Below are 23,669 nucleotides of genomic sequence, written 5' to 3' on the forward strand. Positions count from 1 at the left end.
CCGAGACTTTTATTTATATTGCGATGATACGTATTATGCTTCGACGACTCGCATGAGTTTTTACTTTCTTGGACTTTTAAAACATCCTCTAAGTTTGATTCAAGTCGTCTTTGTAAACAATATTTGAGAGTTTTGTAGTTATTTATACTGATAAGTATTCACCTAAAAAGACTAGAAAACTATAAAAACACAGGTACTTCATGAAATTTAGATAAAGTTAGCTTTCAAGATTGGTACGCCTATTAGTATTGACATATACATAAATATTCATTACAAAGTGCCACGCCCTGATAGGTACGCGGATGACGAAGATTGAGTGGAACCAGAAACGCTCTGCCTCCGGTTAAAAGACTACATAGGAGGGATGGGAGAGGTAAACGTTAACATACAGACAAAGCCTTGCCCTTTTCCTCTCTTAAATGCAGGTTCAGTCAATATGCCAATCAAATACACATCAACTTAATTTCTCATACCGATAATTTTAGATTCAGGATTGCAGTAATTCATGCAATTAATCAAATTTAAGTTGGGGCATAAGTTGGAGAGTGCCAATACCTAAATTTTTTGGTGAAAGCGATCGCCCTTCAAACAAAGCCATCATATCTCGTAACTGAGGATTGCCACGGGAGGCTCCCGTTAGTCCTTTGGCAATGATTAAGCCACAGTAGCCCTTAGTATTTTTACACCGCTGATTCCATTTTTTTCGGGCTTCGACATGAATCGGATCTTCATCTAAAAATTCACCAAATAGGAACAATTCGCCATTTTGAGTTTGCAATAAACCCAGGTCGTAGCGCTCGCCATCAAAAGGATCGGTACCTGGATTAAAGCAAATTGCTTTTAGTCCACCTGCTGCTTCAATTCTTTCAATTACGGTCTTCGCTTTGGGTCGGGAGGTTTGAATTAAAATCACCGGCAAACCATCACCCACTTGTTTGATTTCACTAGCCTGGTGGTAGCTGACCCCCTTTCGTAGAGAATCTAACATTTCCCAGGACACTACACCTAAGCTGAGGAAGGAATCTTCTGGTATCAAGTCATCTCGCAATGATTGGAAATCAAGATTGTTAATCTCGCGATCGTCAATACCAAAGCCTGTCATTTCCTCTAATTCTGCTGCTAACTGCGGTATGGTAGAGACTGTTACAGCTACAGATTTAGTTGATTCTTCTGACTGCGGTAGAGAAATGCGATAGCGACGGCTGAGGGTAGGGAAGATGTCCTCATGAAGTTGGCGACGGTGATCGCGAATAAAGCGACTCAGGCTTTCGATCGCAACCAAGATTACCAATGCTTCTTCGTCATACAAAACAGACCGGAGTCCTTCTAAGGGGTGGATATTACCAAAAGTAGGGTCAATTTCTGATAATGGTAGATCCGCTAAATCATCTTCTTCATCGTCATCTTCATCAGTTTCGTCAACGCTCTCAAAAGTGAGAAACAAGCAATCTTGCTTGAGGAACGCTTCTTCTAGATGCTCTGTTGATTCTTCATCTGTTAGAACTGCGGCACGAAACTGTTTTAAAGACTCTTCTGAGCGATAAAACAAAATCCCATACTCCATTCCCAGCATTCCCATGACTGAGGCGTAGAGTGTGCCAACATCCCACTTATTAATCTCGATTGACAAAATTTGCTGTTCTTCTAAAAATTCCCAAGGTGCTGCTTGCCAAATTGCAAATGCTTTCTCTCGCAAGATTTGCGCATACTGTGGGGGTAAGTCGGGGGTTTGACTATCGAGGATATCGGCAAAGCCACGAAATAGTTCGTCAATTAAAGGCAGTTCTGGTGCGTAGTCAATGGCGATATCCAAATCTTGTAGCACTCCCCGCAGGTAAAATTGGATCTCGCGGTCTTTGACTACAATTCTTTGAGGTCTAGCAGGTCTTGCTGGACTTTGAGGATGCTCCATTGCTTGCATTAAAGTGCGAACTATTGCTTCTGGACCGATATCTGAAGCTACTACGTCCATTCCTCGAACAATACCTTGGGAGTAATCTACCCAAAGAATGCATTCTCCCTTTGCCTCTGAATCTGACTGCTGGTTTGGTGATGACAACGGACGGCGATCGCCCTCCCATACAGAAGGAATTTGAGTTAATTTCTTCAACCGACGACTGGTAGAGCGATTAAAACTTGTCATAGAGATCAAAAGAAGCAATTTGGAAGTAAACTTTGGGGCTAGTTAGCCTCGGATTAAATTTTTATGGCTGCACCTGAAGGGTGGTTGCTTCTGTTGCTGCCGCAAGGCTTGAATTTTAAGAATACCGAATGTATAAACACATTGAGTCTCTCAATTCTAGAATAAAAATCTTTGGGTACTTTTGACGGAGTGTTTACAATTTGGCATCTAGCAACATCTAAGCCGCTAGAATGAATACAAAAACACCCAACGAGCAACCCAAAAGCATTAACAAGCCGATATAGGGTAACGCTTATATTAATTAAGGAGTTGAAAAGCAGATGACACAAGCAATTGAAGCTCAACAACGCGGAATTCTGTTGAGCGAAGCCGCATTGCACCAGGTAAAATCCCTCCGGGACAAGCAAGGCACAGACTTGTGCTTACGGGTAGGAGTGCGTCAGGGTGGGTGTTCTGGGATGTCTTACATGATGGACTTTGAAGACACTAGCAAGATCACCCCTCATGATGAAGTTTTTGACTACGATGGCTTCAAAATTGTCAGCGATCGCAAGAGTCTGTTATATCTCTACGGTTTAATGCTCGATTACAGTGATGCTATGATTGGCGGTGGTTTCCAATTTACTAACCCCAATGCTAATCAAACTTGTGGTTGTGGCAAGTCATTTGGGGTGTAATATTGTCAGTTGTCATTTGTCCCTGGTTATTAGACGAAAGACAAATGACAATTGACCAATGACTCATGATTAATTTACTATGACTCAAACAGTTGAATCCCTGTTTGATACAGGTTTAGAACGCTATAAAGCAGGAGAATCAGCAGAATCTTTAATCCCTGTATTTAAAGAAGTGTGCGATCGCGCTCCTAAAACTAGTGCAGCTTGGGTTTGTTTAGCGTGGCTGTATCTACTCGATAACAAACCCAATTTGGCTTACAAAGCTGGACAGAAGGCAGTCAAGTTAAATCCACAAGATCCCCAAGCTAGAATCAATCTCGCCTTAGCAATGCTGGAAACAAAGCAAAAAGGTTTGCGCGAACATATTGATATTGCACAGCAGTTAATTTTTGTCAACGAAGAATGGAGTGATGAAATAAAAAATAGTATTGAGGACGGTTTAAGTAGAAAACCAGATTGGCAAAGTTTAACAAAAGTCAAAAATTGGCTGTTTGAAAAGTAGAGGATGGGAATTGGGAACTGGGAACTGGAGGTTAGGGACAACGAAGAGAAGGAAGAATTTATTGAAGTAACTCTCTAAGTTGTCTCTTGCCAATGCCCAATGCCCAATGCCCAATGCCCAATGCCTAGTATCCAATCCCCAGTACCCAATCCAATCATGAAAGATAAATTGTTAAATTGGCTAAACATGATTTTAGTCGCCGATGTTTTTTTAGTTTTGTTTGGCTTTGGCTGGTTAGCGATCGCTGTGCTCGGTGATGCCGCTGGAGTAAACCTGGGTTTGAATTTGTGGCATCAACTGTGGCAACCCTTGTTTAACCCAGCAATTGGCATTCTCATGGGTGGTGCCATTCTCAGCGGTATTATCAGTTGGGTTTCCAAAAAATTTATTTCTAGTCAATAGACTGGGTACTGGGTATTAGGGACTGGGGACTGGGAAAGAAGCAGGTTAAGGGGTAAAATTCCTCTCTTGTGCACGTCTCTGCCTGTTGTGCCCAATCCCCAGTACCCAGCCCTTTTAATCTATGTAAGAATTTGTGTTAACGCCGATTGCAAATTAGGATATTTGTACTCAAAGCCTGTTTGCACGGTGCGTTTTGGAATAACTTGCTGACCTTCTAAAACTACTATAGCTCCGTCTCCTAAAAGAGCTTCGATCGCAAAAGCAGGAACAGGCAGCCAAGAAGGCCGATTCATCACTTGTCCCAAAGTTTGGCTTAAATCTGCCATTCGGACTGGGTTAGGGGCAGTGGCATTATATACACCTTCTATTTCCGGTTTAGTTAAAGCTTGCAAAATCAGGTTAACTAAATCGTCTACATGAATCCATGAGAACCACTGCCGACCACTGCCAATAGGACCACCAGCAAAGAGTTTGAAAGGCGGAATCATTTTACCTAAAGCACCACCATTGCCTAGAACAATCCCAAAACGCAGAATTACTAGTCGTACACCAGCATCTTTTACTTTTCTCGCTTCAGCTTCCCAGGCTTGGCAGACTTGAGCGAGAAAATCGTTACCAGATAGACTTGTTTCATCAAAGGTTGCCGTTTCACTGGTGCCGTAGTAGCCAATCGCTGAAGCGTTAATTAACACAGATGGGAGGCAGCGCGTTGCGGAGGTTCCCTCCGTTGTAGCGACTGCCGTTTTGGAGTTAGCATTGGCTATTGCTTCAACTATTTTTTGTGTACCTAACTTCCGGCTATTGAAGATTTGTTGTTTCCGTTCTGGTGTCCAGCGTCCTTCACCAATAGGTTCTCCTGCCAAATTAACTACGCCATCACAACTAGCGATGATACTTTGCCAAGAACCAGATGCATTTGGTGTATAGACAACAATTTCTACATTGGGAAAAGACTCAGATGGAAAAACCTTTTGAGCAAAGGTGGTATTCCGAGTTAATACTACTATTTTATGACCTTCACCGTGTAATCGTTGTATTAAACGACTACCAACAAATCCTGTTGCTCCAGTAATTGCGACTTTCATTTTCTACCTCAGCCAAACCTTTATTGTAAAGTTTTTGATCAAACTTTCAGCTTACCAAAGAAGGCAGAGGGCAGGAGGCAGCAGCAAGAAAACATATTTTTTACCCTCTGCCACTTTCTTCTAGATCAAGTAAATTTATATTATTTATGTTCGTAGAGCGTGTATTAGACAAGAAAGAATAAAATATGTATTTCGAGCGGAAAGTGCCACAAAAAATACTGCATCCTTATTGAATTGAAACCCTGTTTAGCTGACGCTCACGGAACGCCTAAATTTATTTATGGGGTACCTCCTGCCTTCTGCCTCTTGGTTGACTGTATATGGTAGTACCGGGTCTTAAAAACTTTGATTTTTTAATGACTTTATGTTTAGATACTTCGGTATTATAGGATGGACGCAGTGTTGCAAGGCGTGGGGCTATTATGGCTCGCTATACCTGTTCATTTATTATTTCTGTTGCTAGTGATCATCTGTTGCCGTTACTTGTAGAACTTCTACAGGACTGTCAGTTGGATATTCAATATCACACGCCCGAATATATTATCGGTCGTGAAGTTCCTGGAAATGTTCCTTTTCCTAAATTAATAACAGTAGAAGTACTGATTGATAAATCAAAATCGACTGAAACGGAAACTCGGATGAGTATTGTAATTAAAAATGAAGAACTACCAATTCACCTAGATAATTACTGCCGACAAATGTTTGAGTTAATCAAGCAATCTATTGAAAGTAGCCGCCATTGGCATTTGATTGAAAGTATTGCAGGATAGCTTTGGTGATTGAATTGATACTCCCACGGTTTGAAGCCGTGGAAGTGTCAGACTGTAATTGGTAGTTATAATTCACTTTCCTACTCCTCTAAATCTTCGGCCATACCGGGGTTTATTAGTGTAATGTCGTACTCACTCGAATCCGTTTGTCCTAAACGCTGAGTATTTCTTAAAAGGTAATAAATGGCACGTACTTGAGGTCCAAAAACGATCTCGTCTTCATTTCTGAGATCGTGGGCTGGTATTTTGCGTCCATTAATCATCAAACCGTTGGAACTAGGCTTACCTTTGGCATCGCCATCTACAATCCGGTAATAGTAGCTATGACTATTATGCTCTCGTGGCAATCTCACTAATGTGGCATGGCGGCGGGAGACAAACTGCGACATCAAACGGATATTACATTCGCGGTCTCTACCAATAGAATAGACGGGGTGCTCCAGGGAAAATTCTTTGCGACCTTGATCGTCTTCAATAATTAGTAGATGGTTTTCATTGGTTTCTGCTGCCATTGACAAATCGGTGGAACTGTAATTGATTAAGATTTGTTTAGTATCGGATCTTGCCATTTTCGCGCACCATAAGTCTGTGGTGCTAATCTAAATAAGCTTTAAAATTGCATAATACCTTGAAAGAGTAGAACATGATCGTTCTACTCCAGTAGCTATGATAGCTTTAGTAAGTGTCTTAAAAAGCTTTGTGAACTGATAAAACTTGGATACCGACTCAGTTTAACTTTATATGGGATTGAAGAAGAATTCAGAATTTTGAATGAGTCAGTAGAGGATTTAGACTTGCCACTACGAAACTTGACCACCAAATTAAAAATTTGGTGGGGATATTAAAGCTGGTTATAGCGTGTAAAGCAATATTCTACAGGCGATGAGCGAATCGCCGTAATAATATTGAGTTGGTGACGACGCTAACAGAGCTAAAAGCCATTAATGCAGCAGCACCAGATGGGTTAAGCACAAAACCCAGACTAGGAAATAAAACACCTGCTGCTAAAGGAATGCCAAGTGTATTATATGCAAAAGCCCAGAATAAATTTTGGCGGATTTTGTTGAAAGTGGCGCGACTAAGCTGAATAGATTCGACGACATCGTTTAGGCGATCGCGCATTAGGATAATTTCAGCAGTTTCCATCGCCGCATCTGTCCCGGAGTGTAAAGCAATTCCGACATCTGCTTGGGATAAAGCTGGAGCATCATTGATTCCATCTCCTACCATTGCCACAACTGAGTGGGGAGTGGGGAGTAGGGAGTTAGGAGTTAGGAGTGAAAAGTTAGGAGTTTTCTTTATCTCCTTGTCCCCCTTGTCCCCCTTGTCTCCTTGTCCTCCTTGTCCCCTTGTCCCTTCTAACTGGAGAGACTGTATTGCCGCTGCTTTTTTAGCTGGGGGAACACCTGCGATTACATCAACGCTATCTAATCCTAATTGTTTGGCTATGGCGCTAGCTGCTTCTTGGCGATCGCCACTGAGCAACATCACCCGTAAGCCCATCTGACGCAACTTGTCTACAGTGGATCGGGCATCCGATCTGAGGGTATCAGAAACACCAATTAGTCCGGCTAAAGTTCCCCCAATTGCGACGCAAACGACTGTTTTACCATCTGTTGCCAAATCCTGTGCTACCTGTTGTGCAGTTTCGTTAATAGCAATGCCGTGCCAACTTAACCATTCCCAGTTACCCAACAATACAACTTTGTCCTCTACTACAGCAGATACCCCTAGCCCTGGTTCCGTGTGAAAGTCTACAGCCTTTGGAATAGATAACTGTTGCCGCTGTGTTTCTTGCTGAATCGCTTTTGCTAAGGGATGATGAGTACCGCTTTCTACGGCTGCCGCTAGTTGGATTAGGGATTGAGCATTGTTATTCTTCCCTAGTCCCCATTGCCCCTTATCCCCAGAGGGGGCCCCGAGTTCCCCATTCCCCGATCCCTCAACTAACACACAATCTGTGACGATGGGATTACCTGTGGTGAGAGTGCCAGTTTTATCAAATACTACGGTGTCTAACTGGTGTACTCTTTCTAAAACATCGCCACCTTTGATTAATAAACCTTGTTCTGCGCCCATAGCAGTTCCAACAAGAATGGCTGTTGGTGTAGCAAGTCCCAAAGCACAGGGACAGGCGACTACCATAACTGCGATCGCTAGTTTTAAACTAATTAATAAAGGGGAGTGGGCAGTTGGGAGTGGGGAGTGATGAGCGTGCCCGATCATTTCCATGCCACCAGACATGGTGATATCAGTCCAAATATGAGTGCCGAAAAAGTACCAAAAGACAAATGTTAAGACAGATGCTGTCAGCACCCCGTATGTAAAATAACCAGCTACTGTATCTGCTAATTTCTGTACTGGTGCTTTCCGAGTTTGGGCAGCTTCTACTAGGGCAACAATTTGAGCTAGAGTTGTATCACTTCCAATCCGGGTTGCCTGAATAGCAATCGCTCCTGACTGGTTTAGCGTCCCTCCTGTCACCATATCTCCTGGTTTCTTGATTACTGGCACTGCTTCCCCAGTTAGCATTGATTCATCAACCGTTGTTTGACCAACCACTACTTCACCATCAACGGGGATTTTATCACCTGGCAGCACTTGTAAGCATTCACCGACACGCACCTGTTCAGCAGGAATCTCAACACTAGAAGAACCCATTTCGGCTTTCTCTGGGTTGGCAATCAATCGCGCTAAGAGTGGCTGGAGTGCTAGTAATTTCCTAAATGCAGCCGCCGCGCGACCTCTAGCTTGTTGCTCTAATGTCCTTCCTAAGAGAATGAAGCCCAACATCATTACTGGTTCGTCAAAGAAGCATTCCCAACCCAATTGGGGAAAAAGCAGCGCTACTAAACTAGCAATGTAGGCTGTCAGCGTTCCCAATCCCACTAGGGTGTTCATGTTAGGCGCATTTCGCCGCCAGCCCAGCCAGCCATCTACTAAAATCGGGCGACCGGGTATTAACAGCGCTACTGTCGCCAGTCCACAGTGAAACCAGATGTTATTTAGCACTGGCAGCACTGAGCTACCAAGATTACCAAAATGCCCACTTCCCGACAATACCAGCAACACCACAGCGATCGCCAACTGCCATAGAGAAGAACGCATTTCTCGGCGTTGTCGTTCTGCTGGGTCTGGTAAGGTCGATATTTCGCCTGCTACTGTGCCATTAGCTTTTCGGGGTTGAGTCGGAAATCCAACGGCTGTTAATCGCTGTGCCAGTGCATCTGCATCTATTGCACCAACTTCTGACTCTACAACTGCTACCTCTGTGGCCAGGTTCACACAGGCACTCTTGACTCCTGGATGTTGGGTCAGCTGTCGCTCTACTGCGTTCACACACCCAGCACATTTCATACCCCCAACATCTAGAATAATCTTCTCTAGGATTGGGTCAAGTTCTAGGGCTGGCTTAGTTTTCGGGACAAGTTGCATGGCTTGTGTTTAGATTCGCTACAGAAATTCAACGCCTGACTAAAAACGTCTCTAATTCGAGCGTAGGCGAAATATGCAACTATGACTCAATGTCAATCATATTAAAATTATTAATTTATAAGAAGAATTCAGTATGACTGGATAATGAATATTGGTTTAAATCTTGCCCCTTGTAAGTGAAAGCGAATTCACAGCTTATCGCCTTAAAACTCTATCCCATACCTACGGGACGCTGCACTAACATCGGTAAAGTATTCAAAATTCTGAATTATGGCTGCTTTTTATCGTACTTCGTTGAGCATCAAGACTATCGCTACACTTTAATTCAATGTTCCAAGTTCCCAGATTTATCTCTAGAGTTTTGAATTTTGAATTTTAAATTTGGAATTTTTAATTCCCCTACAGGGGGTTGACAGTTCCAACGTCGATAGGTGACATAAATAATAGCTGCCACTTGTATTGGCGCGATCACAATCAGGTTTTTTAAGAAATAGTTGATTTCCAAATGAGACATAACACTAAAATATCCTAAGCCTAACAAGAAGAACATTGCCCAATTAAGCTGTTTAGGTTTGAAAATGAACATATCAATAAAAATAAATATAGGAGGTAGAAGTGCTGTATAACTTCTACTAAAGCTAAAGGGTGAAGCACAAGGGAAAAAAGATGTTGCTTTTGTCGCTCGCTGCCCTTTATCCTTGCGCTTTTGCTGCAATCCTAAACTTGGAAGCCTGTGTTATATCAATTTGAAAAAAGGATACAACAGATACATACGGACATACCTTTATTCTGTCTAGCTTTCTTAGTTTTGAATTTTGAATTTTGAATTGGTATTACCCTCTGTTTCCAGTAAGAAGGCTATTCTTATACTAAAACCAGCCTTGCTTATTTTCAAAATAGGTATTTACAAATCCTTCAGGGGATTTATTTAAGTAGATCATGCCTTCAATTAGACCTACAAGTTGCATAATTAACAAGGCAACGCCGTAGGTGAAAGAACCCCCAACTACAGAAATCACTAACATGATAAAGCCTTCCGAAGCGTATCCGAGAATAAACTTATGAACTCCAAACGCTCCCAGGATAATTCCACAGTAACCAGCTAGAAGTTGTTTTGTAGGGTGACTGGGGTTGAGATTTGCCATATAAGTGCTGCTCCTTGATAAGTGAGTATAAAAATAAAGTCTTGATTGTAATGAAAGCAAGTAAATGTATTTGCTTAATAAATTTTTAATTTTTCAGTATGAGTAAGTCCCAAGATGAATAATTAAAATCAGGTGCTTCTATTCCAGAGGAGAGGCCAAGATGTCTTGCAGTATAAGCCGATCTGGCGCTCCTTGATGAGTTTTGGTGGATTTGACGATCGCAAACCCTGATGCAGCCAGCAGTTTTGCAGATTTTTAGCCCAGACGCTTATCTTGAGCAGAATGAATCTTAATAATCAGCAAAAGTTGCTACACCACTTTTTACAAGTCCATCAGTATTGTTTCCGGATTCTTTTGCGTAGGCGTAGCCCGTCGTAGAAATCGCTTTCAGCAGAAGTGAAACGCCGTCGCACCAATGACAAGACAACTGTATGGCTAGTGGGAATTTAGAAGCGCAAAAGGCATCTTCCATATCTGTCTAACCTTTAGTTACCGATCCCCACTTCTATGAGCGCAAACCGGAATTGCATTCCAATTTATGACAGCTAAAAATGGTTCAAGAAGACAATTAACATCTCGAAAATGGCTAAATATCTACCCGAATGAGAATAAATGCTTAACTAGATAGTTTGTTGTCTATGTTAATAGCATTCTTTAATTTGCTTTTGCCATTTTCTTAATTGGATTTTCAGCTAGTATTTGTGCTTGTAACTAATTATTCATTGGTATATTTTCTGTATTTATGGAGATAAATCAGATATTTTATTTTTTGGCAACAGTATTAAAATTGCATTAATTACTACCTAAAACAAACAGACTTAATAGTGTACCACTATTCCAGAGGCTATGAAGGAGCATAGGAGCGAGGAGATTGCGCGATCGCGTGTAGACTACTCCCAACACAATGCCCAATGCGGTTAGGGGGAGAATTTCCGATAAGCTGAGGTGAGCGATCGCAAACAACAAACTGCTGATCAGAATTGCTCCCCACACGGGTAAGTAACGAGTTAGAGAGGGTAATAAAAAACCGCGAAATAGGATTTCTTCAAAAAATGGAGCGGCGATTGCAGCTGTGGAGAAAAATATGCCAAGTGCAACACCATCTTGGCTTTCCAGCGCTAGTTGCAACAAAGGATTACTCCCACCCTGTCCTTGCCACAGCTGTTGATTAATCAAAGATACCAGCACAACTACAGGTAAAGCCGTGCAATAGCCTCCCAGTCCCCACAAAAACCAGTTATCTTGAAAACGGAAGCGAAACCAGAATTCCGGTAGTGGAAAAAAGCGCTTGAGAGAGAAATACAGCACTAACAGCGCACCTAATGCTACCAAAAAGTAACTAACTAACACAGAAAACGCCTGAAGTCGCACATCCACAATGGGACGCGGGATGGGTAGCAGCGATATTACTAAGGGCACAAAAATTTGCCCCATAAAGAAAAAGCCGATGATAAAAACCTGCAAAACCGTTTCACCACCCCAAGGCGTTGACCAAGGGATATCAGCATTTTGAGCTAATAAAGAGGCTTTTCCTTTCAACAACCGTTGAGCAAATAATAAAATCAGCAGTATTAGACCAATTAAAGCTGCCAAAGTGGGAATAGTGCCAATAACCGCCAATTTCAACACTGCTTGAGCAGAAGATTCTTGTTGTGCCGCTTTTACTGCTGATAACGCGTCTTGTCGTTGCTGGAGTTGGTATAACTTAACCAAAGCAGTAGAGCGAAACCAACCTTCTAAATTCTTTTGAAGTGGTTCTTGAGCATTTTGGAGGATACGGGGAGGATTGCTCCACAGTCCAGTCAATACAGCAGCGGTTTCCCCAAATGGATTAATATCTGAGCGTTGTTGTAATTCGCTCCAAGTAATGAAGGCTGTATCCGTCTGTCCTTGCTGTGCTTGTAAAATTCCCAAGCGCAGGTCTAATTCAGCCAGTAGTTTTTGTAATTGTTTAAAAGACTGTTGTAACTGTTGCTGTCCCTGTTTAGACGTTTCAATAGTGGGAGGAGCATCCGGTAGAGGTTTCGGAGGCGTGGGAGTTATTTCAGCTTGAGAGCGTAATTGTGCAAGTTTGTTATTAACTTTGTTTAAATTAGCTTGAACTGATTGACGCGCCTCCTGATACTGCTTTGTAGCGCTTTCTAGGGGTTGCTCACCAAGTATTGCTTCCCGAATTCCTTGGAGTTTGTCATCACCGCTATCTTCTGATTGCCAAGCTTGGGCTTGTAAAGCAATATTTGTTTGGTATAGTTCCAAACGACTTTGAAATTGAGGTTCTTGCCAACTACCGAATAAAGCCGAAACTGCTAACAGAACTGCTATCGGCGTCATCACAAAAAATAAAACCAACCGCTTGAGTGTCATCTATCCCCCTTTAACTGAGCAGTGGAGAGCGCGTCCCCCTTGGGAATTATCGCAATAAAAAGTCAGAGGTGGATAGATATCATCATTATAAGTTTGCGATGCCTGCGGTAAATGCTCGCCTATGCACCCACGATGTTAAATTACAGTAGTGTTCTCCCACCTTGAGGAAGCTGATATCTTTGTTTTGAGCGATGAATCACTCACTACGAAATAGGATTTATATTTTATATTTAATTATGCCTAGTTACTGAGTCTCAGCAGTCTAACTTAGTACAGCATTTCATGAATTCGTAGCGAATTAAATTTGACAATACCTTGCAATGCCAATGCATCCCAATACAATGTTAACGCGTCCCTCTACAATGCCATTGCGTCCCGATACAATGTTAACGCGTCTCTCTGCAATGCCATTGCGTCCCGATACAGTGTTAATGCGTCCCTCTGCAATGCCATTGCATCCCGATACAGTGTTAATGCGTGCCCCTACAATGCCATTGCATCCCCTTGCATTAAAAACGCTACGCTTTTACGCAAAATTGTATTTAGAGAAATTCAGGATCGAGAAGTTGTTCTATAGTGAAAGGACACTCAAGAGGAAAAATTTCTATTGGCTTTTGAGTCTCATTTGCGGCGTCTCTACGGGCGCGGCGATAATATTTCTGTATCCACTCCCAGTCTTCTAGAAGGCGCTGCAAACTGGGAGTATCTTCCAAGCAATCTTGAATTTGGTTTCGGCAGTTTGAAATTGTGTTAACCCAACTTTTGGTTTTTCGTTCTGGTTGATATTGGCATTTGAGTAAGTGGATTAAAAGCACCTGTAAATAACTTCCAAGTTCCTTTCGTTCGCTTCGACCCAAAGCCTCTAGTTCCTCTACCAAATGTTCAACATCTAACTCAGCCCAGCGTCCTTTCTTCAGGCATTCAGCTTGTTGCTGCGTCCACACCAGAAAGTCCTGATTGTAGAGTGTAGTTTTACTCATCAACAGCTACCCCTTTGTTTTCAGCAACATTTTGCCTATTTTTGCTCAATGCAGTGCTTTACTAAACATTTTACAAACAAAGTAGGGCTAAAACGCTGGACTACATACCTTTAATTATTGATGCTGTCCTATTTAATCCTCCAAAAGGAATCTAGCAATTACTCCTTTCATTAATTTTTTTATTTTGTCGTTTGCATGGGGGACGGCAACTGCTGATATCTCGTTCTAAGGTAAATTTCTTTTTGTCTTGGGGTTCACCATGTAATTGGTTAGGCGTGTAACCTAAATTATTGATCCATTTTACAAATGCATCTTTGTATGGGTCATTTGCTGTCGATTTGTGTCCATTTCGTGATGACGATAGTTTAAGTCCATCGAGTTCAGCAGGTAAATCAATCGGTTTGTCACCGAAGTAGTAGAAGTGCCGTGACATCAAAACACTCACACCGTCTAAATCTCCTTTTCGATTCGTGTTGTCATGAACACTTGGTCGCAATACTGGTTGTTCTCCTTGGCTGTAATCGTAGATGCAATCGCCGACACGATACTCGAATATTTCGCTGTTCCACTTTGGAATTTTATCAGGACAATGAACTCGGCAAAACTTGTCGTACTCTTGCAATGTCATCTTATCTGTTACCTTCATCGCATATACAACGCAGTCGCCGATATCTCTATCTCCAATTGGTGACTGTGTAGAACCAAATCCTAAAACCCAATCTCCAATGTTTGCTACTCGTCGGATTTTAGACTTGCAAATTGCAAGAGTGCAAAGTTCCCTGAATGGGTTAGGAGCAGCACCGCTATCACAAGTTAGGCAGTAGGAGAAGAGTCTCATAAGTACAAAATTACTAAAGTATCTAACTACTACACTATGGCGCACAGTGCGGTTCAATACCCTTAGTTATGTATTTTTTGTTACTTAAAATTCATAAATAATGAAGAGTGAAGAATTAAAATTTGAATCCTTCACTCTTCATACATCATTTTATATTTCTAAGATTCTCTTCCCGATGCCCAGGTATCACGCCATTTAACAGTACCTTCTTTGGCAATTAGCCAACGGCGATTTACGAGATTTTCGCGCAGAGGCGATCGCCCTTCCCGCCACATGGCATATTTGTAAGCTATGAGATTTCCGGCACTTTCATTAAAGGGAATTTCAGCAAACCAAGTATTGGTGTTGATGTATTCTAAAGGATAGGCTTTGCCAATATCCCAGTTACCTAACTCTGGGCAATCTCCTGTGACTACAATAATTTCACCTGGTTGGGTTTCTACGCCATTGAGTTGGACGCGGACAATTGTTTGTGCTTTTATCCGTTCGCCAACGTGGCTGAAAACAATCACTCCCCTTTCTTCTAGTACTAGGTCATAAATCTTGCCATCTTTCACCTCATACTTGTTGCGAGTCACCACGCAGGTATGTTCTCCATCGGGCAATTCTGTTTCTACTTCTGGTAAAGTAACTTCTCCTCCCCGGTTTAAAGCTACAAAACACACAGAGTCACGATAACGGCGTACATAGCAGTAAATATCAGCTGTTAAGTATTTTTGCCAATGGCTACCCATTGATACGGCTGGATTCAGTCGCCGTAAGCCAGACAGCAGCCTGATGCAACGATAAATCTCACTCTCAGTATCCCAATTTTCCATCATTGGGCGGTTATACGGGTCGTTACCGCCATCAGTATCGTTATGCAGATATTGTTCTGTACCGTAGTAAATGCAAGGAATACCGCGACAGGTCATAATTAAGGCGATCGCCACCTTCAACATCGCTGGATTGGGGTTCAGCGATTGGAAGCGGGACATGTCATGGTTATCGATGAAGGTAATTAGCTCTGTTGCCCCCTTGTAGCGATAATCTTGATCAAAAATATATTGAATTGTTTGGAAGCCCATTTCTGAACCTTGCCCTAGTGCGGCGCGAATTGCCACACACAACCCAAAGTCTAGAAGTGTCATGCCTGAGTGGTTAACAAATTCCACCGAGCGCTCGTCATTAGGATTACTGTAAATCCATTCACCAAAAATAAATACATCTGGTTTGTGATTCGTCATCTCGCCAGTGAACTCTTGCCAAAACCAAATCGGCATGTGCTTGACAGTATCCACCCGCAGTGCATCTACACCCCGGTCTAGCCATTGCTTAATGGCTGACTTGATATACTGCCGATATTCAGTATTGTTTTCATTGAAGGTTGCTAGACCAGATAATTCACAGTTTTGTACTTGCCAATCGTCTTCCCAGTTTTGCACTTCACCATAGTGGTGATACCAATGATTAGCATCATCATTGAAGTCAGCAATTTTGACGCCATCATCATACAATTCACCTTTACTACCGCTAGTATCAGGTGTGCTATGGTTGCAGACAATATCCAGCACTAGCTTCATATTGCGTTTGTGCAGTTCTGTAATTAACCGATCAAAGGTTGTATTTTTTTCTTCTTGAGTAGCGTTTAAAGAAGGGTTTTCTCCGTCAGCAATGTATCGAGGATTGAGCCGTTTAAAGTCTTTTGTCCAATAGCCATGTATTGCTGCATTGCCAACAAATAACTCTTCCACCTGCTCGAACAGTGGAGTTAGCCAAATGGCAGTCACTCCCATATTTTTGAGATAATCTAATTTATCGATGACACCTTGTAAGTCGCCACCCCAATACTTTCCCCAATCTTGTCTGTCTGGATCGTATAGTTCTGAGTTTGCACCTTCGCTGTTTTCTGGATCGCCATCATAAAAGCGATCAACTACGAGAAAATAAATTGTTTCCTGACGAAATTCAATATCCCTGGTGTAAAGGAACTCTAGAGCAATCTCAATATCTAACTGCGGTTCTTGTATAAGAGCTTCTACATTTTCCTTTGCCGGATCTACTTTATATTGATCTGGTGAAAACTGGGATGGTGGGGTTTGTACCATAAAAAACTCAAAATTTCATGTAATTCACACTTGTAGAACCAACAGTACAACGTTTTGAGTATTGTGCGTTACTACAAACCTCGGTATTGTGACATCCTGCCTATGGTGTATGTATCTACCGCTAGCTAGTTTATAATTCTATCGATAGATATAATTCATCTGCTGGAGGATAAAAATAAAGGGATATAGCAGTTATTTAGAATAATTGCTCAGTCATAAAAATTTACAATATTTAATTAAATTGACTTGCGGTAAATATTGAGCCTAGCTCATGTTAGAAGTGTATATTCGAGAACAGATTTGAGAATACTCAACTCCTGGAAGATTAGTTGTCAACAAGCTTTTGTTACACCCGTTCGATACTAAGTCAACCACCTATAAGCCAATTTCTCTAGAAGATTCGCTCCATTGGTAAACTGACCATTGTCACTTTCAATCTGTTATTACTATCAAGGAATTAATTTAGGTAGCATTTATGACCAAATATGACAAGGTTTTTAACTCACCAAAGACATCAGAGGAATCACTAAGTCCAGAGGAAGCAGTAGCGGCGATCGCAACTGTGACTGCGATCGCAGATTCATTGATTGAAGATGTAGATGCAGAAAGTTTAGCGGGTATCCTCTGGGAATTTGAGGTTTTCGAGGAATACTCAGAAGATGAAATTGTAGAAATTGTTGATAGACTCATCTCCATTGCAGAAGAAGAGGGAATTGGGCCCCTGTTTAATACCGCCAAAGTATCTCTCTCAGATGAATTAGTGTTAGATGGTTTTGCTACTGGGGTAATAGTACTTTTAGACGATGACCTTGCCATCCCGAAATCGAAGCAAGCTTACCTCAAAAAGTTACAAGCAGCCTTAGAACTGGAGGATGAAGAAGCAGAGGAAATCATCAAGGAGGTAATTGCAGCTTTTAAAGAAGCAGAAGATGAAGAATATGCAGACGATGATGATGATGAAACAGTGGTCATCGAAGATTTTAGCGAACAGGCATATCAATCCCCATTAGGTAATTTTACTGTGCCGATTCCGGTCGAGCCGCAGCAGGGCGGTAGAATTCAAAGTCAAGAAGGAGTAGTTGGCTTTTCTGATGACATCGGTACTTTGCTGAGAATCGATTATTATCCTTTCCCCCTAGAACAGTTAGAGGAACTGGAGTCTGTTGGTCAAGAAGAATATTTACAAACAATTTTAGTAGACAAGTATGTACCCCAAGCGATTTTTGCCAATGTACCAGAAGCTTCTGTAGAGTATACCGAATATCTAAAAGATACTTTACGAGGCGCTTACTACGTGCTAATTGATATGCCCAAAGGATCAACAATTTCTAAGCAGGAAAATAATGGAACTGCGATCAGATTAGATGCGTACCGGGGGTTGCTCACCTTTATCAGTGGTGAATTTTTATATATAGTTAGTAGTCAGCACAGCTTTCTTGACGGCGAAACTCCCGAATCCCTTGAAGAAGAAGCTGAAGATATCAAGGAGAGTATTTTAGAGTTTGTTGAGACTATAGAGTTCACTTAGTACAGCTTTGCGTAAAAGCGTAGCGTTTATTAATGCAAGCCGATGCATTCACAATGCAAACCAACGCATTCACAATGCAAGCCGACGCATTCACAATGCAAGCCAATGCATTCACAATGTAAGCCAATGCATTAACAATGCAAACCAACGCATTCACAATGCAAACCAATGCATTAGGATTGCAGAGGATTGCAAAATTTAATTCTCTACAAATTACAGATGCAGTGCAATATGCAAACACGCCATTGCTAAATGTCTCAAATCGATTCATGCTCATTAATGACTTCATTGCTCTCAATACGCTTGGGATAAGTCTTTTTTTCTCCCCCTGCTTCCCCTGCTCCTCCTGCTTCCCCTGCTCAACGAATAAATTTCCTTAACCCAAGCGTATTCTCATTCCTCTCCCTCCCAGCGCTCTGTACCATAGAGAAACTGGGATTGCTCTCCCAATGCTTGACCATGTTTCCATAGCCGCATTCCCAGCGCCAGCTGATCGCCTTCCCAAGCGGAGAGTGCTTTTGAAACATCCTGATGAGCCATGAGGGCATCGACGAGCGCGATCGCGTTTGCTGCTGCTTTTGAGGTACTCGCTGCGGTGTGCGGGCGGGGGATGAACGCTGCATCCCCTACTAAAGCAATGCGATCAAAAGTCATTTGCGGCACACCCAGATCCAAAATGGCTTGCACAAACGGTTCTTTTGTTGCTGCCACTAGCTTTTGAAACGGAGTAACTAAGACTCGATTCGCATACGATCGCATCTCTTGTTCTACAGATGGCGCCATCAGACCGGGTGGAATTGAAAAATCTCGACGCTTGCCGTGCTTATCAGTCAAAATGTGCGGCAATTCAGTTGTTTGATTGTAATTGACATACCACACCCAATTAAACCGACGTTCTCCTGGCACAAGCGACTCATTCTCCCCTGGAATCACGTATTGCAGGATGTGTGAATTGGGAAACTGATAGAAAACAAAGCGCTCGGTAAAAATGGCAGCCGTTTCTGAGTCTAGTTCCCACTCATCGACTAAGCCGCGATAACCGACATAGCCTGCATACTGGGGCGTGTAGCGAGGCAGCAGCAATTGGCGGATGGTGGAATTCGGCCCATCGGCTCCTACCAATAAATCGCCCGTCTCACGCGTACCATCCCCAAAAATGGCTGTCACCTGATTGCCGTTTTGCTCAATCTCGCTCAAGCATTTCCCTTGATGGTAATGCTCATCTGGAAACTGCCGCCGCATCGAAGCGTAGAGCAAGTTCCAGGAGGTCAAGGTTTGACGCATCGGCATTCGTTGAATGCTGCCATTCTGCTTCAAGTAATAACGCTCCTGCGCCACGACACCCAGTTTGTCCTGGGGAATGCTTGCGCGTTGAAACGCTTCAATCACATCAACCTGGAGTACAATGCCGCCGCCGCGACTGTCGAGCGTATGAGTTGATCGCTCATAAATATCGACCTGCCAACCAATTGATCGCAGTAGGGTTCCCGTAAATAGCCCCGCCAGCGATCCACCGATCACAATCGCACGACGATCAATAGCGTTCATCTATTTTCCTCCAGATATTGATGCACAAACGTGACCGCCATCGCCCCTTCTTCGACAGCAAAAGCGACACGCAGTGCAGTTGTATCATTCGTTATTGTTTTGTGATTATTGATTTGAGTTGCGATCGCAATGGGCGTGATTAAGCGGGTGCTAATTCATTCGTTGCTTGTTGCAAAGCTGCCCGAAAGACTTCAACTGATTGTGCTCCAGATATGATTTCTCGACCAATGCGAATCGCCGGCACACCACGAACTCCTTGGGCGAGCGCTTGTTGTTCCAAGTCTTTGACTTCTTGAATTCCTGCTTCTGACTTTAAAAACGCCTTCACTTGAGCAGCATCAATGCCGATCTCTGCTGCCAAAGTTGCTAGAGTCTCAACATCACCAATGTTTCGACCTTCTGTGAAATAGGCATTGAGAATGCGGACAGCCATCTTAGTCGCTTTGCCTTGATTGCCTGCAAACCAGGTCAATCGATGTGCTTTCAGGGTGTTGGGTGTGACGGTCATCAAGTCGTAGCGGAAGTTAATATTATCAGCTTGTGTTGCCTGCACCGTTTTGGCATCCAACCCTTGCGAGTATTCCCAACTGCCAAATTTGCCAGTGCGATAGGCTTTGCGATCCATTCCGGCTTCTGGCATTTGCGGATTTAGCTCAAAGGGAAACCAGAGGTACTCAATCTCAACAGCAGAATTTAGTTGCGCGATCGCTTGATTCAACCGCGTTTCTGCCACCAAACACCAAGGACAAATGAAATCAGAAGTAATTGCGATCGTCAGCGTCATCGTTGCCTCCTTTAGGACTGTTCTGCAACTGTTGATAGTTTCACTTTAATCTCATTTGAAAAGAATGTTAATCTACTAAATACGCTAAATACCTTTGCGTTTTTTGCAATAAGTAGTTGAAGGAAATGCGATGGATCAACTGGCAGCGATGCGATCGTTTGTCAAAGTCGTAGAAACTGGTGGCTTTTCGGAAACTGCACGGCAATTAGGTTTAGCCGTCTCCTCGGTAACGCGTCAAATCAATTCCCTGGAAGCGATGCTGAACACTCAATTACTCAACCGCTCCACGCGCAGCATCACGCTCACACTACAGGGGCAGAAGTACTACAACAAAGCCGTGCAAATTCTGCAAGATGTGGAAGAAGCCAACATTTGTGTTATAGAACAGAGTGATATTCCGCACGGCACTTTGCGAATCAGTCTGCCTGTGACGTTTGGGCGGCTCCACATTGCTCCAATTCTGAGCAATTTTCTGATTCAGTACCCAGAAGTGAAACTCGACCTGCAACTGAGCGATGGACTGGCAAACCTGGTAGAAGCCGATCTAGATATGGTCATCCGCATCGGCAACCTTGATCGTTCCAATGCCAATCTAATGGTTCGTAAACTCGCGACCTACCATCGGCTAGTCTGCGGTAGCCCAGCCTATTTTAAGCAACATGGTAAACCGAGTCATCCCAACGATTTAACTCAGCACAATTGTTTGCTATTTGCTTATTCCACAAATCATCAAATCTGGCGCTTCCAGCGTGAGACAGAAGTGTGTGAAGTGAAAGTGAGTGGATCTCTAGTGGCAAACCATTCGGAGGTGCTGCGTCAAGTTTGTTTAGATGGCAGTGGTTTAATCTTGATGCCAACCTGGTTAATCGGTGAAGATGTTAAAGCTGGACGATTGCAGTCAGTGTTGTCTGATTTTCAAATTTCTCCACAAACTGATCAAGATACAGGCATTTATGCATTGTATTTACCCAATCGTAAGCACTCGCGACGCGTTCAAGTGTTTATGGATTTCCTGATTCAGCAATTTGGCAATCCGCCTTACTGGGAGACAGAAAATTAGGCTTGTGGCACTTTCGACTCAGACAGTTGACTTGAGCATCCTTATATTCCCCCATTAGCTACGCCTGTTCTAAATTCAGTGTCCATAACTCATCAACTCATCTGATGTACATTTGGAAAGGGCGATGTCTGACGACAAGCCTGGAGAAGAGAGGAAGTCTCCGGCTCCGCACTGGGTGTATACACTTGTAATTTTTCATGACAATAACCCTGCTGAACAATCGCTATCAAATTATCCAAGTAATCGGCGCTGGTGGGTTTGGCGAAACCTTTCTAGCAGAAGATGTTCACATGCCTTCTCGCCGTCGCTGTGTGATCAAGCAACTAAAACCGATAACCAATAATGATCCGCAAACCTACCAACTTATCCAACAACGGTTTGAACGGGAAGCAGCAACTTTAGAGTATTTGGGTGAAAGTAGTCACCAAATTCCCAAACTCTACGCCTACTTTTCTGAGAACGGGCAATTTTACCTCGTCCAAGAATGGATTCACGGCCAAACCTTGACGAAAATTGTCGAAGCCAAAGGATTTGAGAGTGAAACTGCTGTTCGGCAAATTCTCTTGAGTCTGCTTTCAGTTTTAGATTATGTCCACAGCAAAGGCATTATCCACCGGGATATCAAACCTGAGAACATCATTCTGCGTTCTGTTGATGACAAGCCTGTTTTAATTGATTTTGGTGCAGTCAAAGAAACAATCCGTTCTGTGGTGAATTCTCCAGGATACCCCACGCGATCGCTTGTCATTGGTACGCCAGGATATATGCCTAGCGAACAAGCCGTTGGCCGCCCAGTTTATGCCACTGATATCTACAGCTTGGGTTTAACGGCAATTTATCTGCTGACTGGTAAACACCCACAAGAATTACTAACCGATCTGAAAACTGGGGAAATACTTTGGCAGCAACACGCCCCTAATGTCTCTTCCCAATTGGCGGCGGTACTCAATCAGGCAATTAAGCCTCATGCTGGCGATCGCTACAGCACTGCCAGTAAAATGCTACACGCCTTGCAGTCAGCTACAAATACTTACACAGTCAGTTTTTCTCCTACTGCTACATCGACTCAACAAACCCAGCCATTATATTCCCCGCAAAAAAATTCTGCGATTCCAGGGTCTTCCACTTCTGGAAACTGGCAAAAATCTGCTGTGATTGTTGGTAGTTTACTTATTGGTGGCTTGATTGGTGCAGTAGCAATTCCTAGCATCATTCGTCAGCAACAACCAGAAACAACGATTGGCACAAGTCCCACGCCTTCGCCAGAATCTTTTCCGACTTCTGCATCTAGCGAACCGCCCGTTTCTTCCCAAACTTCTCCAGTTCCAGTTATCCCTAGTTCACCACCACGACAGCGACCAACCTCTAATCTCCCAGCTGTATCCATACCACAGCCAGAAAAAGAGCCTGTCACTTCAGATACTCCAGCACCGATAGCAGTATCCACACCACAGCTAGAACCAAAGAATAAGGTGAGCGCAGTTCCCAAACCAGAAGTTCGTTCCACACCACAAAACAGCGATCGGTCGCCTAGCAAATTAGCTACCACTAGCCAAAGCGTTCCCGCATTTCCTACAGGTACATCAAGAAGTGACGTAGAAGCGACCCTCGGCAAACCAAATCAAGATTTAAGGGGTGCATGGGGCAAGACTCGTGCTGTCGTTTATAAATTAGTGCCCAACAAAATTGACCTTGGCTACTTATTTGATCGTAATTCTAAAGTGCTACGCCAAACTGAGGTATCTTTTGCCCAATCGGTAGAACCACAGGTAATGGAGACTACCTTAAATGGAATGTTAGCAGGACAAACCACTGGAGAAATTAAGCAGGGACTCAAACAGGTACAACAGCGTCAATCTGATAATTTTAGTTTTACGAATGGCTCAGTCAAAGGCCAAATTATCCGTCAACAATGTGATTTTATTTATATTAGTATTTGGGATGCAGATTTACATGATTTTGTGAGTCCATCTACGGCCAAGAAGTGTTAATGTCTTAATGATATATTTTTAACATTTCCTTTACTAAATATTGTTAATAATTTGCCAAAATTAAGTGCTGAAGAACCATTGATTTTTACAGCAGACTCAAAAACTGTCACAAATTTATGAGCTTTATGATAAATTCACTAAGTTATGACACTTCTGTTTTAAAGTATCCTCTAATTCTCGAGAATCTGTATTTACCTATACCTAATGCCTTATGTCCATTTTCAAACTGATACCAATTCTGTATAAAGATGTACCAAATTATATAAAAAACGAATTGTATAGACGCAAAGCGGCTTAAGGCAGGGTAGGGCGCATACTCCTATGGAAAAG

The 23,669-nt window shown here is 42.7% G+C and carries 20 protein-coding genes; 7 read left to right on the forward strand and 13 right to left on the reverse strand.

Translation table 11 applies throughout. The annotated features are described in order from the left end of the window. Positions 1-511: 511 nt before the first annotated feature. A complete protein-coding gene (locus V7K89_RS25540) occupies positions 512-2,143 on the reverse strand; it encodes a DUF6930 domain-containing protein (RefSeq protein WP_335192149.1) in 1,632 nt (543 codons plus the stop codon). A gap of 320 nt (positions 2,144-2,463) precedes the next feature. On the opposite strand from V7K89_RS25540, the gene V7K89_RS25545 reads away from it, so the two are divergent. From V7K89_RS25545 to V7K89_RS25555, 3 genes are all read left to right on the forward strand, one after another. Further along, positions 2,464-2,820, forward strand: coding sequence for an iron-sulfur cluster assembly accessory protein (locus V7K89_RS25545; protein WP_322665540.1), 357 nt, complete (start codon positions 2,464-2,466; stop codon positions 2,818-2,820). A gap of 79 nt (positions 2,821-2,899) precedes the next feature. Continuing rightward, complete coding sequence (locus V7K89_RS25550; protein WP_322674253.1) at positions 2,900-3,322, forward strand: tetratricopeptide repeat protein; 423 nt, start codon at positions 2,900-2,902, stop codon at positions 3,320-3,322. Between the two features lie 156 nt (positions 3,323-3,478). Continuing rightward, a complete protein-coding gene (locus V7K89_RS25555; RefSeq protein ID WP_335192232.1) occupies positions 3,479-3,724 on the forward strand; it encodes a hypothetical protein in 246 nt (81 codons plus the stop codon). A 119-nt stretch (positions 3,725-3,843) separates the two neighbouring features. Here V7K89_RS25555 and thyD read toward each other — a convergent pair whose 3' ends face one another. Beyond that, positions 3,844-4,809, reverse strand: coding sequence for a thylakoid membrane protein ThyD (gene thyD, locus V7K89_RS25560; protein ID WP_335192151.1), 966 nt, complete (start codon positions 4,807-4,809; stop codon positions 3,844-3,846). 422 nt (positions 4,810-5,231) lie between these two features. Here thyD and V7K89_RS25565 point away from each other — a divergent pair, with 422 nt between their 5' ends. Continuing rightward, a complete protein-coding gene (locus V7K89_RS25565; RefSeq protein WP_334912453.1) occupies positions 5,232-5,579 on the forward strand; it encodes a hypothetical protein in 348 nt (115 codons plus the stop codon). A gap of 80 nt (positions 5,580-5,659) precedes the next feature. On the opposite strand, the gene V7K89_RS25570 is transcribed toward V7K89_RS25565, so the two are convergent. From V7K89_RS25570 to V7K89_RS25610, 9 genes are all read right to left on the reverse strand, one after another. Continuing rightward, on the reverse strand, positions 5,660-6,148 hold the full coding sequence (locus V7K89_RS25570; RefSeq protein ID WP_322731443.1) for an FHA domain-containing protein: 489 nt from the start codon (positions 6,146-6,148) through the stop codon (positions 5,660-5,662). A 304-nt stretch (positions 6,149-6,452) separates the two neighbouring features. Continuing rightward, entirely contained in the window at positions 6,453-9,014 is a 2,562-nt protein-coding gene (locus V7K89_RS25575) for a heavy metal translocating P-type ATPase (protein WP_335192154.1), read from the reverse strand. Positions 9,015-9,339: 325 nt separating this feature from the next. Further along, complete coding sequence (locus tag V7K89_RS25580; RefSeq protein ID WP_335192156.1) at positions 9,340-9,528, reverse strand: hypothetical protein; 189 nt, start codon at positions 9,526-9,528, stop codon at positions 9,340-9,342. A 355-nt stretch (positions 9,529-9,883) separates the two neighbouring features. Further along, complete coding sequence (locus V7K89_RS25585; protein ID WP_322731440.1) at positions 9,884-10,159, reverse strand: TM2 domain-containing protein; 276 nt, start codon at positions 10,157-10,159, stop codon at positions 9,884-9,886. A 289-nt stretch (positions 10,160-10,448) separates the two neighbouring features. Next, on the reverse strand, positions 10,449-10,631 hold the full coding sequence (locus V7K89_RS25590) for a hypothetical protein (protein ID WP_335192158.1): 183 nt from the start codon (positions 10,629-10,631) through the stop codon (positions 10,449-10,451). 320 nt (positions 10,632-10,951) lie between these two features. Further along, positions 10,952-12,523, reverse strand: coding sequence for a CPBP family intramembrane glutamic endopeptidase (locus V7K89_RS25595; protein WP_335192160.1), 1,572 nt, complete (start codon positions 12,521-12,523; stop codon positions 10,952-10,954). Positions 12,524-13,065: 542 nt separating this feature from the next. Beyond that, a complete protein-coding gene (locus tag V7K89_RS25600; protein ID WP_335192162.1) occupies positions 13,066-13,503 on the reverse strand; it encodes a DUF29 domain-containing protein in 438 nt (145 codons plus the stop codon). 151 nt (positions 13,504-13,654) lie between these two features. After that, positions 13,655-14,341 carry a hypothetical protein gene (locus V7K89_RS25605; RefSeq protein WP_335192164.1) on the reverse strand — a complete coding sequence of 229 codons (687 nt, stop codon included), beginning with the start codon at positions 14,339-14,341 and terminating at the stop codon, positions 13,655-13,657. A gap of 158 nt (positions 14,342-14,499) precedes the next feature. Continuing rightward, positions 14,500-16,428: an alpha-amylase family glycosyl hydrolase gene (locus tag V7K89_RS25610; protein ID WP_335192166.1), complete on the reverse strand. Its 1,929-nt coding sequence runs from the start codon at positions 16,426-16,428 to the stop codon at positions 14,500-14,502. Positions 16,429-16,903: 475 nt separating this feature from the next. Between V7K89_RS25610 and V7K89_RS25615 the strand changes: the two genes are divergently transcribed. Then, the gene (locus V7K89_RS25615) at positions 16,904-17,956 is read left to right on the forward strand and encodes a hypothetical protein (protein ID WP_335192168.1); all 1,053 of its coding nucleotides are present in this window, start codon (positions 16,904-16,906) and stop codon (positions 17,954-17,956) included. Positions 17,957-18,349: 393 nt separating this feature from the next. Here the strand turns inward: V7K89_RS25615 and V7K89_RS25620 are convergent, their stop codons facing one another. Further along, positions 18,350-19,504 carry an FAD binding domain-containing protein gene (locus tag V7K89_RS25620; RefSeq protein WP_335192170.1) on the reverse strand — a complete coding sequence of 385 codons (1,155 nt, stop codon included), beginning with the start codon at positions 19,502-19,504 and terminating at the stop codon, positions 18,350-18,352. 139 nt (positions 19,505-19,643) lie between these two features. After that, positions 19,644-20,288: a DsbA family oxidoreductase gene (locus tag V7K89_RS25625; RefSeq protein ID WP_335192172.1), complete on the reverse strand. Its 645-nt coding sequence runs from the start codon at positions 20,286-20,288 to the stop codon at positions 19,644-19,646. Between the two features lie 130 nt (positions 20,289-20,418). On the opposite strand from V7K89_RS25625, the gene V7K89_RS25630 reads away from it, so the two are divergent. Together V7K89_RS25630 and V7K89_RS25635 are read left to right on the forward strand one after the other, a co-directional pair. Further along, positions 20,419-21,348, forward strand: a complete 930-nt coding sequence (locus tag V7K89_RS25630) for a LysR family transcriptional regulator (RefSeq protein WP_335192174.1) — start codon at positions 20,419-20,421, stop codon at positions 21,346-21,348. A 197-nt stretch (positions 21,349-21,545) separates the two neighbouring features. After that, a complete protein-coding gene (locus V7K89_RS25635; protein WP_335192176.1) occupies positions 21,546-23,339 on the forward strand; it encodes a protein kinase domain-containing protein in 1,794 nt (597 codons plus the stop codon). The last annotated feature ends 330 nt before the right edge of the window (positions 23,340-23,669 follow it).

The sequence above is a fragment of the Nostoc sp. genome (assembly GCF_036917515.1).
GTDB lineage: Bacteria > Cyanobacteriota > Cyanobacteriia > Cyanobacteriales > Nostocaceae > Nostoc.